This is a genomic window from Salinispira sp., from assembly GCF_059431795.1.
Genome location: NZ_JBXWXS010000037.1, coordinates 31370 through 45084, shown reverse-complemented (window position 1 = coordinate 45084; position 13715 = coordinate 31370). Strand labels below are relative to the sequence as shown.

Here is a 13715-nt window from a genome sequence, read left to right as displayed (position 1 = left end):
CTGGAACCATGGTGAGTAAAGCAGCTCCGGCCGCCCTGCTTGCGCTCATTCTGACCCTTGCTCCAATGAGTGCAGGGGCAGCCGGCGGGGCCGAGAGTGAAGCGGAGATGGTGAGGGATACCCTGTACAATGCATCCTTCCCTGAACAGATCAGCGGTCCCCAGCAGATGCCCGAGCCGGTGACGGTGGGGCAGAGGGAGCTCAGCGGATACCTTGTAAGCCTGGGAAGTACGCCGTTCAACCGTCCCGCCCTGAAGGTTTTTGAATCCGGAGACTATCGGTATTATTTTCTTGACCGTGACCGGCTGGAATCCATGCTGGACCGGGGAGAACTCCCGGATGCCCCCCAGCTCCGCCTATCCGGAATGGTGGAGATTCACCCGGTATACCTGGTTAACGGGAAGCTTTCTTCCCTGGAATATCATCTTATAGATTTTCAACACTCAGGAGAGAACCAATGAACAGAATATGGCGCATACGGCGAATTGGAATTGCCCTTGTATTGATCCTACTCCCGGCCTTCGCAGCAGCAGCCCCCCAGGAGGAGCTGCCCGGACGGACCTATGTTCAGGGAGTGGATGAGAGTATGGATTCAATTACGCTTACAGGAGTTGTGAGAATGCTGGGGGATGCACGAACTGCAAGCCCGGCACTGATTCTCGACGAAGAGGGAATAGAGCAAACCGGGGGAGTAAGCTCCCTGGGGCTGATCGGCCCCGGTGCACGGAAACTGGTGGAGGAATCCCAAGGTTCGGTGGTGAGCATTGAAGGCCGCATGCTGAGCAAAGCAGATTATGAAGCGGAATACAGCCAGCTCTACCCCCTGCGCTACGGTCCCTTCGGCGGCTATTTGTTTGTTCCCGAGAAACAGGGGGAATCCGCCGAAGAAGAAAGTAGCGGGGAATAGCTCCCTATTGTGGGAATTGCACATACAAAAAAAAGCTATCTGATGCAACATCAGATAGCTTTTTTTGACTTGGGAGATTATTCCACAATTACGTCAGTCAAGTCGAACGTCTTGCCATTGGCAGTAACCACAACGGTAAAGGTTTCAGAGTTCATGAAATCTTCTCCCAAAGTATAGCTCAGCTCTGTCACAACGCCGCCTTCGAATGTATTGGATACAACAAGTTCACCATTCGCATTAATCTCATAGGTACCTGAAATAGTAGTGTAACCGCCCGGAAAATCTCCGGGCAGTTTTTTTCTTCTATGCGCCCCAGCTTTTTTAGAGGAGCTGGGGCGACGATGAGAAAATTCAGATAGAAGTCACGGTCGGCTCAGATACACCGTACTGTCGCTGGGAAGAATATAAATTTCGCTTCCCTGTGCGCTGAAGCTGCGGTTGTCTCCGTCCCAATTTCCGTTGCTGTTGGTAAAGCAAAACAGGAAGGAATCGGGTATGTCCTGTAGACTCACCGACCACCAGTGGCGGTTGTTGATATTTCCCTCATACTCCATGGGAAAATCGCCGCTCAAACCGTCCCAGCTGTGCAGAATGTACTCGCTAGCGGACTCATATTCGGCGAAATGAACCACCAGATCTCCTGTTCCGGTATTCTGGTCAGTTCCGTCTGAGAGTTTTTCCAGAGTGATGCTTTGGTCTGCATCGTCGAAGCTGATCAGGTACTCCCCAGCTCCTTCTTCCACCAGGTAGTCCTGGGAGGGATAGGCTTCGCTCCAGTCGCCGTAGCGGTCGATCTTGAAGCGGGGGTTGTCAGCGCCGAATATGCGGGTGGTCTCCCACAGTCCCGTGTCCGGATTTACGGTCATGGCATCCGCCGCCCAGCCGTTAGCGCTGCCCCGGAAGTATGCCTGGGTCCAACTGTTGCTGCCATCTCCTCCGTCACCGGTATCCCCGTCGCCGGAGCCGTCATCACCGCTTCCAAGTTTTACAAGGGTTATTGACCGGTCTGAATCGTCGAAACTGATCAGGTACTCCCCGGCACCTTCCTCGACCAGGTAGTCCTGGGCAGGATAGGCTTCGCTCCAGTCGCCGTAGCGGTCGATCTTGAACCGGGGGTTGTCGGCGCCGAATGTGCGGGTGGTCTCCCACAAACCGGTATCCGCATTTTTACTCATGGCGTCCGCAGCCCAGCCGTTGGCGCTGCCCCGGAAGTATGCCATATCCCAGGGACCGTCGCTGCCACCGTCGCCGCTGCCGCCTCCCTGTCCATTGCTTGAAGACTGGAAGAAGCCCGCACCCAGGCCGCCTATGAGACCGGGACCGTTGAGCACATAAATACCCGCAGATCCTGCTTCAACATTGAAGCTCAGGCTACCGCCGGATTCGACTTCCGCACCGGTAACCGCATCACGGTAGGTTCCCGCAGGCAGACCGTCAAAGTTGAAGCTCACCGAGCCGCCCTTTGCAATTCCCACGGCGATGGTCTGGGGGCCTTGGCTTCGCACATAGCCCACTCCATTTCCGTTGGAGGGATTTCCCGCCCAATACCAGGAACCCTTCTGAAGGGCCGGCAGTGCTTTACGAATTGCGTTCATTTTTTTGATGTGCTGATACAGCGGATGACTGGAAGCGGTGAAAATATTGTCACCGTAGTAGGCCCTTCCGGTGTTGTCCAGCGAACGGTTAATATCTGCGGCTTCGTGAATATCGGTGTATGCACCCTTCTTGAACTGTATTTCCGTACCATAGTAGAGGCTGGGTATGCCCCGCCAGGTCCAGGTGAAGTTCACGTATCCTGCCAGGTCTTCCGCCGAACCCGAGAACCGGCGGTTCCAGTCGTTATTGGGGCCGAAGTCATGGTTGTCCAGCCACATTACATTGGAGGACGGATCGGAGTACAGATGATCGTAGCGGGCGGCAGCCTGTACTTCATTGAAAGAGTGACCGTACTCAAATACTCCGTGGAAGGTAGCCTGGGCGTAGAAATCCAGCACCGCCAATCCGGAATTATTGGAGCTTCCCACGGCCCCGTCCCAGGTGTACCAGTGGGGGTTGATCTCCTCCACCTGATGCAGTTCATGCCGTTTCTGGGCAACTTCCCCGAACAGAAACAGGTCGGGATCATGGGCTTTGAATGCATCCACAAAGTAGAGCACCGAATCCCGGGCCATGTGTTTCACCGTATCCACCCGGAAAGCATCCACGCCCATGTCTATGTAACGGGTGTATGCATCCACCAAATAATCCCGCACAACCTGGCTCTCGGTGTTCAGGTCGGGCGTATCGTCAGCCAGAGCACGGTTGTAGAGATTTTCCGTATCGTCCCAGCCCTGGGCGAACCCGTTACCCGAGTGGTGAAACCAGTCGGGGTCGGATGTATCCACAAAGGAGACGGTGGAAGGCCAGTTGTAGAGACTGAGATTCTCATTATACGGCGCGGGAAGGGGTGCCAGATTGGCCCGGCTCCAGAGTTTCCCGTCGTCGGGGTTGGGCGTGATGCCGTCGTACTCCCAGTCGGGATTTGGAGGAGCGTACCAGGATCCATCGGGATCGGTGTTGTATTTCAGCTCCGCAACATCCTTAATACCGTAGCGCCCGGAATGGTTCCACACCACATCCTGGATCACCTTGATTCCCCTGGCATGGGCTGCATCGATAAATTCCTGGTATCCGTAGCCGGGAGATTCCAGCCGGGGATCCACCCTGTTGAAGTCCCAGGCATGGTAGCCGTGGTAGTCCAGGGGACTCCTGTTGTGTACCACCGGGGTGAGCCAGACAGCGGTGAAGCCCAAGTCCTGGATATAGTCCAGACCGTGTTCAATAAGTCCTTTGAAATCTCCCCGCCAGCTCACATCTTGCGGGTCGGTAATCTCGTTGTTGGGATTATCCGGATTATAGGAAGACCATTCGGTGGGTACGTTGTTGGAAGGATCGCCGTCGTAAAAACGTGCAGGCAGAAGAAAATAGATGCTTTCTTCCCGGAAATCCACCGAGGAGGATTCAACCATCCCCCGGGATTCCGGCGCAGGTGCCGAAGCTGTTACCGACCCGTCATCCCCCGTTGGAATGGAACAGGCAGAGAAGCTGAAGAGCAAAAGAAGCATCAGCGCTGAATACACAAAAACCCGGTAGATGCGGTGTGCACCGCTTCCGGGTTTCCTGACGAGATGAGATACCATAATTCCCCCTTGATGCAGCGTAAGCGATGCGCCGGGTTGCATGCCCCAAACATGCAGTTCACTACCCCGGCGGCGAAGTACAATGTGAAAATTATTCACAGGATTACAGGCGGGCTACATTCAATAATTGACATATTGTAGGGGGACTTTTACAAATGTGTCAAATTAAATTGCCGGATTGTCAGTCAAACGGCGCTCATGGGATAAAAACCAGGATCTCAGCGTTTGAGATCCTCGATATATCCCCGCATTTTTTCAATCTTCCGGCTCATCTCTTCCCTTTTCTGCCGCTCCTTGTCCACTATTTCCGCGCTGGCTTTTTGCAGGAAGCCTTCATTGCTGAGCTTCCGTTCAGTTTGCTCCAGAGCCTTGCTTTCCTTGGAGATGTTCTTTTCAAGGCGTTTGAGAGCTGCATCAATATCGATGAGATCACGGATGTACACATACGCTTCGAAGCCGCTGCCTACCACCGCAAGGGAGGAGCTGCGCTCGCCCTTCTCCCCTCGGGGGACCCAGGTAAGGGTGGAAGCAGTGGTGAGATTCCGGATCAGATCCTCCCGGGCAATCATGTATTCCCGATGGGGGAAATGCTCTTCAAACTGTACCGAAAAACTGATTTCCGTTTTCGGGGGAATGGTGAACTCCGAACGGAGGGTCCGGACCAGCCGAACCAGCTCTTGGAGACTTTCAAACGCCAGAGCTTCTTCGGGGAACTCCCGCAACGCCTCTTTTTCAGGATAGGCTGTTGAGATAAGAGCTTCCCCTTCTGCCCGTGAAGGAAGTTTCTGGAATATTTCTTCGGTAACATAGGGGAGGAAGGGGTGAAGAAGTTTCAATCCCTCTTCCAGAATATACATGAGAAGAGAGATGGCGCGGTCTTTCTCCCCATCATCGTCGGAGTAGAGGCTGAGCTTGGAAGCTTCAATGTACCAGTCGCAGAACTCATTCCAGAAAAACTCATACACCGCTCCGCTAGCGTCGTTAAAGCGGTACGATTCCATTCCGCTTTGCGCTTTCTCTGAAGCTGCATTCAGACGGTGGAGAATCCACTTATCCAGGTCGTTCAATCCCCCATGAGCGCCGTCGGCAATCTCCTGGACAGGTATGAGATTGCGTCCTTCAAGGTTCATCAGCAGATATCGGCTGGCATTCCATATTTTGTTTGCAAAGCGGCTGCCCATGGAGAACGTGTCTTTATCCAGAAGTATATCCTGTCCCTGGGTTGCCAGAAACGCCAGGGTGAAGCGCAGGGCGTCGGCTCCGTATTCATCCACAATTTCTATGGGATCTATACCGTTGCCCAGGCTCTTGGACATCTTCCTTCCCTTCTTGTCCCGCACAAGGCCGGTAATGTAGATATCCCTAAACGGCACCTCATCCAGGAATTCCAGGCTGGCCATAATCATTCTGGCGATCCAGAAGAAAATGATGTCGTAGCCGCTCACCAGACTGGTGGTGGGGAAGAAATCCTTCAGATCCTCGGTGTTCTCCGGCCATCCCATGACGGAAAAGGGCCAGAGCCAGCTGGAAAACCAGGTATCCAGCACATCTTCATCCTGGCGGAATTTCCGCCCCGAGTACTCGGGACTGTCAGCGGGATCGGTCCGGGACACCACCATCTCTCCGTTTTCCTCATCGTACCAGGCGGGGATTCTGTGCCCCCACCACAGCTGCCGGCTGATGCACCAGTCCCTGATGTTTGTGAGCCAGGACTTGTAGGTGTTTTCCCATTTCCTGGGATAAAAGCGGATATTCTCATCCTCCCAGGCTTTCAGTGCTTTTTGGGCCATGGATTCCATACGCACAAACCACTGGGTGCTCAAGTAGGGTTCAATAACCGTGTTGGTGCGGTAGCAATGGCCCACCTGATGCCGGTGGGGCTCTTTTTCTATAAACAGGCCGGCATCTTCCAGGTCTTTCACCACAGCCTTCCGGGCTTCCTGCATGCTCATGCCCCGGTACGCTTGGGGAACCCGGTCATTCAGGGTTCCGTCGGGATTCATAATATTAATCTCTTCAAGGTTGTGGCGTTTCCCCACCTGGTAATCATTGAAATCGTGGGCGGGGGTGATCTTCACCACACCGGTTCCGAACTCGGGGTCCACATAGCTGTCGGCAATAATGGGGATTTCCCTTCCGGTGAGGGGGAGCTTTGCGGTTTTGCCGATTAAGTGGGCGTAGCGCTCATCCTCCGGATGCACCGCCAGCGCGGAGTCACCCAGCAGGGTTTCGGGACGGGTGGTGGCAATCTGAACCTCGCCGTTTCCGTCTGAAAGGGGATATGTAATATGATAAAAGAAGCCGTTCACTTCCTTGAATTCCACCTCGTCGTCGCTGAGAGCGGACTGTACGCCCACCGACCAGTTCACAAGGTATGTTCCCTTGTAGATCAGCCCCCGGTTGTATAGCTCAACGAACACTTCCTGAACCGCGTCGCTTAAGCCCTCGTCCAGTGTGAAGCGCTCCCGGTCCCAGTCGCAGGAGGACCCGATCTTTTTCAGCTGTTCGGAAATCACTTTGTGATGTTCACGTTTCACCTTCCAGGTTTCTTCAACAAACTTTTCCCTGCCGATTTCCTGGCGGCTTGTACCCTTCTCCCTCAGACGTTTCTCTACAACATTCTGGGTGGCAATTCCCGCATGGTCGGTTCCGGGAACCCAGAGTGCCGGTTTGCCCTTCATTCGGTGATAGCGGATGAGGATATCCTGGAGGCTGTTGTTCAGTCCGTGTCCCAGATGCAGAACTCCGGTAACATTGGGAGGAGGAATGACAATGACGAAGGGTTCTTCTCCGGGCTCAGGTTTACGGGGGGAAAAATGGCCGCCTGACTGCCACATTTCATACAGCCGTCCTTCGAATTCCCGGGGATCGTACGCTTTTGCAAGCTCAATTGCCTTCATCTCTGTTCACTCCTGAATGGATCTCATAACTTCATAGTCTGATATAGTGCTCATATTTATAGCAGAAGAATACCTGCTCTTCAATAATGAAAGGATTGTTGGATAAGAACGACGGCTGCCAGCTAACGGCGAAACATTTTTCCAAAAACGCCTCTGGATTTTCGCACCGCTTCTGCGGCACGTTGTGCAGCTCTCAGTTTTTCCGGTCCTCTGCCTTCGCGCTTTCGCTGCTGCTCCACCATAATGAGGTGCTCCCGATCTCCCGCATCTCCGGATCCCCGGATAGAGAGATCCTTCAACGCTTCCTCCCTGCCGTAGATGATAATTTCGTCGCCGGTATACAGATGGGTCTCACCCCGGGGTGCGGCCACATAATAGCCATCGTCCCGTCGTATGCCCAGCACCAGAATTCCCTCATCAATAAGGCGCAATTCCAGCATGCTTTTATTCACCAGCCAGGAATCCTCTTTCAGGTGGAATTTAACAACTTCATAATCCCCGTCCAGAAAGAGAAGATTATCATAGTCTTTGGCATAGACCCGGGTAAATCGTTTCTGGAAACTGGTGATCATTCCCGAGAGCATCCAGTCAACTATTCCCGTCCTGCTAATGATAATCAGCACAAGAATGCCGCCGCCCAGAATTCCCGACTTAACCAGGGTATCCCGCTGATCGGTGACCGAAGTAAAGGTAAGAATAAGGGTGGACATAAATGAAACGATCCCCACATTCCCCAAGAGCATAAGATTCTGAATGATTCTCCGACGCACAGGATGCTTGGCAATTGATTCCGATTCGGTGGTGGTAAAACCGGTGCCGGTAAACGCACTCCTGGCCTGAAATTTGGCCATATCGTCCGAGAGGCCGGTAAGACGGAGCATGATGGCCGCGATTTTTACAATTATGAGAGAGATAATAAGAATGATCAGAAAAGAAATCGCCGCTGCCATCTATACCAGTCCTGCCCTGTGCTATGGGAATATAAGAGGGGGAAGTATTACCCGATTCTATCGCCCGGACTTATCGCGCTTTCTGGCAATGCGCTGCATCTTTCGGTAATATTCCGCCTGCTTTTTGATCTCATCAATATCGGCACAATAGATCTTATTGTCCATAGCTTTGAAGCGTTTATTTTTCAGAAGCTCGGCGACGGCTTTATTTCCTTCCAGCTGATTGAGTCCGACCATGTGAATCAGTTCCTTGGTTCCGAAATCAAAGGAATAGGCTTCTCCGGTCCGAATCTCCACCCGGTTTTTTTCCAGTTGAATAAGCAGGGCATCGTAAAGCTTACCCACCGGATTATCCAGCAGGGTATTGGCAAGCTGCTTGTATATGAACCAGATCCGCTCGGACATGAGGGTGGTGATCTTACTGATTATCTGCGGCTGAGATTTTACCATGGTGGTGAAATTTTCCCGGTTTACCGCCAGAAGCACCGATTCTTCATGGGCAATTGCCGAGGCCGATCTGGGCTTGTGCTCCAATAGACTCATCTCTCCGAAAATATCCCCGGGTTTGAGTACCGCGAGAAGCACTTCGTTATCGTTCATTATTTTGGTGATTTTCACCTGCCCTTTCTGAATAATGTAGAGCTGTTGTCCGGGCATGTTTTCGGTGAAGATCATGGTGTCTTTCGGATACAGACGGTTGAACTCCTGTTCGTCCTCGTCCAGATACACTGCTTTCTGGTATGGCTTGATCTTCGCCATCCGTTGTTTGGCCTGATCGACCTTGGGTCCCTGGGGGTTAAAACGGAAATACTGGTGGTAGGCAAAATAGGCCTGGTTGTACTGGTTCTGCTTAATGTAATACTCGGCTACTTCGAACAGATGATCCTGCCCTGCCTGACCGTCAACACTCTGCTGGGTAAGTCGGGTAAGAGCTTCATCCAGGTAACGCATCCGGCGGGAGAAAGACTCGATGATCTTCATGGCAACAGGAGTGTTTTTTTCTATTAAAAGTCCGTAATTATCCCTGCTTACCGAAATCAGGTTCACATCAGTCAGCGCCTGTGCGGTTTCAATGTGACTGTGGCTGCTCATGGTGGAAACAACGCCGAAAAAATCTCCGGGGGTGAGGACATTGCCTCCTTCTTCGGCCACAATTTCAACTTCTTTACTCAGCCGGACTTTACCGGAACGAATAATAAAAAACTGGTTGGCATTCTGCTTGCCTTCAACAATGATATATGCGCCCTGCTTGAAGGAGACCATTGATAACTGAAGTGGGTTGCTCATAATCCGTCCCAGGCCTGGCATTCCCGCAACTCATCCAGGTTCAAAGTTTACATGTATCCGTGAGAACTGTCCCTGCGGGTCAAAAACGAACAGTTCGCATAGAAATAGTATAGGGGATGAGAAAAGCCTGCGTCAATCTGCCGGCAGAATCCTTGACCATTCCACATCTCCCTGAGATTATTATATCTCATTATCCGGAGGTTGTATGGCGATTCGCACAGGAATTATTGGATACGGCATGTCTGCAAAGACTTTTCACCTGCCCTTTTTGCTGAATATGCACGAGTATTCCCTAAGAGGTATATCAACTCGGAAAAAAGAGATCCTTTCAGAGGAACATCCCGCTGTGATGTGCTATGACGGTCCTGAAAAGCTCATTAATGACGTCGATATTGATCTGGTGATCATCACATCCCCCAACGAAAGCCATTACCCCCTGGCAAAACGGGCTCTTGAGGCGGGAAAACATGTGGTGGTGGAAAAACCGTTTACCATCACCTACCGTGAGTCATTGAAGCTGCTGAAAACTGCGGCAAAGCAGGGAAAGATTCTCACCGTGTTTCACAACCGGCGTTGGGACGGTGATATTCTCACCATCAAAGAGCTTTTGGAGCAGGGAAAATTCGGCAATCTCAGTCATGTGGAAAGCCACTACGACCGGTTCCGTCCCAATGTTCGGGACCGCTGGAGAGAAAAAGATGTTCCGGGCTCAGGACTGCTGTATGACCTAGGATCCCATCTGATTGACCAGATGATTCATCTGTTCGGCAGTCCGCTATGGGTTCAGGCCGATGTTGCCCGCCAGCGGGATGGAGCGGAAACAGACGATTTTGTTCATATTCTTCTCGGATACCGGAAATTCCGGGCTGAGCTGCATATATCCGTGTTGGTGAATGCACCGGTTCCCCGCTTCGCCATCCACGGTGATACGGGGAGCTACATTAAATATCACCTTGATCCCCAGGAGGATCAGCTCAAAGCCGGAAAGAACCACACCGACACGGGGTTCGGCGGGGAGGAAGACGATCATTTCGGAACCTACTATCCTGCACCGGAGGGAAGCACTCCTATGGTAATCCCCACAGCCCGGGGAAGATATCAGGATTTTTACTCCACCCTTGCATCGGCCATACAGGGAAGCTCAGAACCCCCGGTTGATGCGGGGGAGGCTGCTGAAGTGATTAAGGTTATCGAACTGGCCAGGAAAAGCTCAACGCGGGGGAAAAGACTCTATGTAAAATAGGCTCCTCGTTTTCCGCCCCGGAAATGGGCCATGGCCAAGAAATATATCTTAGACAAGAAATAGGCCATGGCCTTTGAATGAGCCATGACTCAGGATCGGGCCCCGGCATGTGAATGAAATATGGCCGGGGAGTGAGCTATGAAGTGACAGGAGGATGCCTGAGCGAACAGGCATCCATGGCTGAGTTTCTGCGGGAGGTTTAGCTCCTGCGGGGAAATTTGGAGGTGAAGGCGGCAACCTCTCCCGCAACTTTGGAGATTACCTTATCATCGCCCTTGCTCTTCAGCACTTCTATAATAAAGTCTCCCACCTGCCGAACATCATCTTCTTTCATACCTCTGCTGGTTACTGCGGGAGTACCCACACGAATACCGCTGGTTACCAGAGGACTGCGGGTATCGAAGGGAATGCCGTTTTTGTTCACGGTAATATTCGCCGCATCCAGCATTTTTTCCCCATCCTTTCCGCTGATTCCCAGGTCGGTGAGATCCAGGAGCATGAGGTGATTTTCCGTGCCTCCGGATACCACCCGAATTCCCTTTTCTGCAAAGTGGGATGCCAGCGCTTTGGCGTTGTCCAGAATCTGCTGCTGATAAGTTTTGAACTCCGGTTCCAAAGCTTCCTTGAATGCCACAGCTTTGGCTGCGATGATGTGCATGAGAGGTCCGCCCTGAATTCCCGGCATAACCGCCGAATCCAGCAGTTCGCTCCAGTTTTTCGTCCTGCCGCTCTTAGGCGCCACCACTCCCATGCTGTTTTCTCCGTCCTTCCCGATAAGGATCAGTCCGCCCCGGGGTCCCCGGAGAGTCTTATGGGTGGTTGTGGTGGTGAAATGGGCGTGGGGAACCGGTGTGGGGTGGAGACCCGCTGCCACCAGACCGGCGATATGGGCCATATCGGTGACAAAGAACGCTCCAACGGAGTCGGCAATTTCCCGAAAGCGTTTGAAATCGATAACCCGGGGATATGCAGATGCACCGGCAATGATGAGTTTCGGTTTATGGGTCTGGGCGAGTTTCTGGATTTCGTCGTAATCCAGCTGTTCGCTTTCTTTGGATACTCCGTAGCTGACAATATTATAGAGCTGACCGGAGAAGTTCACGGCGGCTCCGTGGGTAAGATGCCCCCCATGAGCCAGATCCATTCCAAGAATGGTATCGCCGGGCTTCAAAAGGGTCATATACACGGCCATATTTGCGCTGCTTCCCGAATGGGGCTGCACGTTTGCATGATCGGCATTATAAAGCTTCTTTACCCGGTCCCGGGCAAGGTCCTCGGCCATATCAACATACTCACATCCACCGTAATAGCGCTTACCGGGATACCCTTCCGCGTACTTATCGGTTAATACGCTGCCGGCAGCTTCGAGCACCGCCTGGGATGTGAAATTCTCGCTGGCAATTAGTTCGATTTTTTCCAGCTGACGCCGGGTTTCTTTCTGAATTACATCAAATAATTCGGGATCAAATGCTTCTATTCGGGACAAGAGGACCTCCAGATTCAGGGTGGGTTTTCATGAGAATAAGTCAAAACCGCTTTGGGGGTCAATGGCGGGTGAGCAGCCGTGTTGTCAGCCGTCCTGTGCCTGTTGTGGAGTTGAGAGTTTCCAGCCGGGGAAAGGGTTGGCCCAGCGGTACTGGAAGGTATTCAGCCCCGACTGAGCTGAACGGAGCATCTTCTTGAAGGGCTTCCCGATACACAGGTACCCATCCCCATCGGGGGAGGAAAAACTCCGCCCATGAGGTGACCTTGAACCCGCCGTTCTGTGCTCCCGTTTCCCCGGGAATCCGCACATACCCCCGGCGTTCCCGGGCGGGAATGCCAAGTCTGCGTAATTCATCAATAAAAATGGTAATTGCCTCAATCCCCCCCATATCCTGAAGGCTAAGCCATTCGTATATGCCTCTCGCAAGAGGAAGAGCCCCCCGGCTGGAAGCTATCGAGTTCAGCATCTCCTGCCTGAGATCGGAATCCAGAAGAGGCCGGTCGCCGAAGGCGAGATACTCCTCGTAAAGGGGCAGGAACACTTCGGCCTGGGAAAAATCATCATTTCCGTACAAGAGCCCCGGCACAGGGGCTGAGGGCTGGAGAGCCCGCCCGTATATGTGAAGGATCAGATTCCCCTCTTTGCGCCGTTCCCTGATTCCTCCGGGCAGAAGCCTGAACGCGGGTATGTTCCCCGCCGACGGCAGCGCCTGGATATATCCCCGGAAATTCCCCTGCAGCTCATACCCGTGGTTCTGCACTTCCGGAAGAGGAAGGGTGAGAATATACTCGGGCTGTGAAGGCGGCAGTTCCCCAGGGGATTCAGATGGGTCGGTACGGGGAATATCTATGGAAAGACTGAGGGAATACAGGAGCGCCTCATCTTCTGAAGCAGCGGCTTCCGTGCCCCTGCCCCGTCGGGAATACAGAGTGTTTTCCCATATGCCGTTGCCGTTACGAAGCTGAAACAGAGCACTCCGGTCATCTATCGCATCTTCCGCCGAGGAGAAGTTCAGTGAACCCAGGGAAAAGCTGAGCCGCCGGGATACCTCGCTCTCAATTGCCGAAAGCTCCTCCCGGATATCCTGATCATCAATATCTCCGCCGTCTTGGTCCCCAGGGCGAAAGGATGGAAAATACTCATACAAAGGCAAATGGATACCCACAACATGGGTTTTCGGCGGCGGGCTCTGTCCGGCTTCGGGCACCGATTGTTCGTCAGTTCCTTCACGGACAAATACCCGTCGGGATCGGGGCAATGGCATATCATCCCAGTACCAGCCGGCCGAGCTGAGTTCTCCGAAATCGACCCCTGTGACCCTCACCAGCCAGAGACTCTCATCTCCGCTTTCAGCGAGGCTTGCCTGAATTTCCGGGTTTTCTCCGGTATTCACGGGCCTGGGAATACTGTCAATATTGGTAAACAGAAGGGGGTTGCTTCTGCCCTGGGGAAGCTCCACAATTACATCCCCGGATGAAAGACCCTCGGGAATACGGAAACTTATGCGATCCCGTTCCCATTCCAAAATATAGGATGATGTAATCCTCTGCCCTCCCACATTTAGGGAGTTTCCGGGTTCCGGGGCTCCCAGAAAACGTCCGGAAAGAACTACAATATCACCGGATCTGGCCTGATCCGGGTCAATCGATTCCAAATGAGGAGTTCGGAGGAAGAAAAAGAGATTGAGTCCGAAGAGAATTGTCACCGCTGCAATACCGGTGAAAACCAAAAGCATTTTTCGAGGGGATTTCATTGCATCTTCC

General features: G+C 52.8%; 9 protein-coding genes. 3 read left to right on the top strand and 6 right to left on the bottom strand.

Annotated features, from left to right (window positions below; genetic code table 11):
- Both AC52PS_RS12920 and AC52PS_RS12915 read left to right on the top strand, forming a co-directional pair.
- The coding region (locus AC52PS_RS12920) for a hypothetical protein (protein ID WP_495563485.1) at positions 1 to 461 on the top strand (461 nt) is incomplete at its 5' end.
- Positions 458 to 907 carry a hypothetical protein gene (locus AC52PS_RS12915; protein ID WP_495563484.1) on the top strand — a complete coding sequence of 150 codons (450 nt, stop codon included), beginning with the start codon at positions 458 to 460 and terminating at the stop codon, positions 905 to 907. The genes AC52PS_RS12920 and AC52PS_RS12915, both read left to right, overlap by 4 nt.
- Before the next feature lie 362 nt (positions 908 to 1269).
- Here the strand turns inward: AC52PS_RS12915 and AC52PS_RS12910 are convergent, their stop codons facing one another.
- The 4 genes from AC52PS_RS12910 to AC52PS_RS12895 form a co-directional block, all read right to left on the bottom strand.
- Positions 1270 to 4086 carry an alpha-amylase family glycosyl hydrolase gene (locus AC52PS_RS12910; protein ID WP_495563483.1) on the bottom strand — a complete coding sequence of 939 codons (2817 nt, stop codon included), beginning with the start codon at positions 4084 to 4086 and terminating at the stop codon, positions 1270 to 1272.
- A gap of 218 nt (positions 4087 to 4304) precedes the next feature.
- Positions 4305 to 6986, bottom strand: coding sequence for a valine--tRNA ligase (locus AC52PS_RS12905; RefSeq protein WP_495563482.1), 2682 nt, complete (start codon positions 6984 to 6986; stop codon positions 4305 to 4307).
- Between the two features lie 122 nt (positions 6987 to 7108).
- The gene (locus AC52PS_RS12900) at positions 7109 to 7936 is read right to left on the bottom strand and encodes a TrkA C-terminal domain-containing protein (RefSeq protein WP_495563481.1); all 828 of its coding nucleotides are present in this window, start codon (positions 7934 to 7936) and stop codon (positions 7109 to 7111) included.
- Positions 7937 to 7993: 57 nt separating this feature from the next.
- Positions 7994 to 9223 (bottom strand): Crp/Fnr family transcriptional regulator, encoded by a 1230-nt coding sequence (locus AC52PS_RS12895; protein ID WP_495563480.1) that lies wholly within the window; start codon positions 9221 to 9223, stop codon positions 7994 to 7996.
- Positions 9224 to 9428: 205 nt separating this feature from the next.
- On the opposite strand from AC52PS_RS12895, the gene AC52PS_RS12890 reads away from it, so the two are divergent.
- Positions 9429 to 10466: an oxidoreductase gene (locus AC52PS_RS12890; protein ID WP_495563479.1), complete on the top strand. Its 1038-nt coding sequence runs from the start codon at positions 9429 to 9431 to the stop codon at positions 10464 to 10466.
- A 199-nt stretch (positions 10467 to 10665) separates the two neighbouring features.
- On the opposite strand, the gene glyA is transcribed toward AC52PS_RS12890, so the two are convergent.
- Both glyA and AC52PS_RS12880 read right to left on the bottom strand, forming a co-directional pair.
- Positions 10666 to 11943: a serine hydroxymethyltransferase gene (gene glyA, locus AC52PS_RS12885; protein WP_495563486.1), complete on the bottom strand. Its 1278-nt coding sequence runs from the start codon at positions 11941 to 11943 to the stop codon at positions 10666 to 10668.
- Positions 11944 to 12010: 67 nt separating this feature from the next.
- On the bottom strand, positions 12011 to 13705 hold the full coding sequence (locus AC52PS_RS12880; protein WP_495563478.1) for a hypothetical protein: 1695 nt from the start codon (positions 13703 to 13705) through the stop codon (positions 12011 to 12013).
- Positions 13706 to 13715 lie beyond the last annotated feature (10 nt).

Coding starts and splice junctions, on each gene's coding strand:
- AC52PS_RS12915 (WP_495563484.1), top strand. CDS start 458: ATGAACAGAATATGGCGCATACGGCGAATTGGAATTGCCCTTGTATTG.
- AC52PS_RS12910 (WP_495563483.1), bottom strand. CDS start 4,086: ATGGTATCTCATCTCGTCAGGAAACCCGGAAGCGGTGCACACCGCATC.
- AC52PS_RS12905 (WP_495563482.1), bottom strand. CDS start 6,986: ATGAAGGCAATTGAGCTTGCAAAAGCGTACGATCCCCGGGAATTCGAA.
- AC52PS_RS12900 (WP_495563481.1), bottom strand. CDS start 7,936: ATGGCAGCGGCGATTTCTTTTCTGATCATTCTTATTATCTCTCTCATA.
- AC52PS_RS12895 (WP_495563480.1), bottom strand. CDS start 9,223: ATGAGCAACCCACTTCAGTTATCAATGGTCTCCTTCAAGCAGGGCGCA.
- AC52PS_RS12890 (WP_495563479.1), top strand. CDS start 9,429: ATGGCGATTCGCACAGGAATTATTGGATACGGCATGTCTGCAAAGACT.
- AC52PS_RS12880 (WP_495563478.1), bottom strand. CDS start 13,705: ATGAAATCCCCTCGAAAAATGCTTTTGGTTTTCACCGGTATTGCAGCG.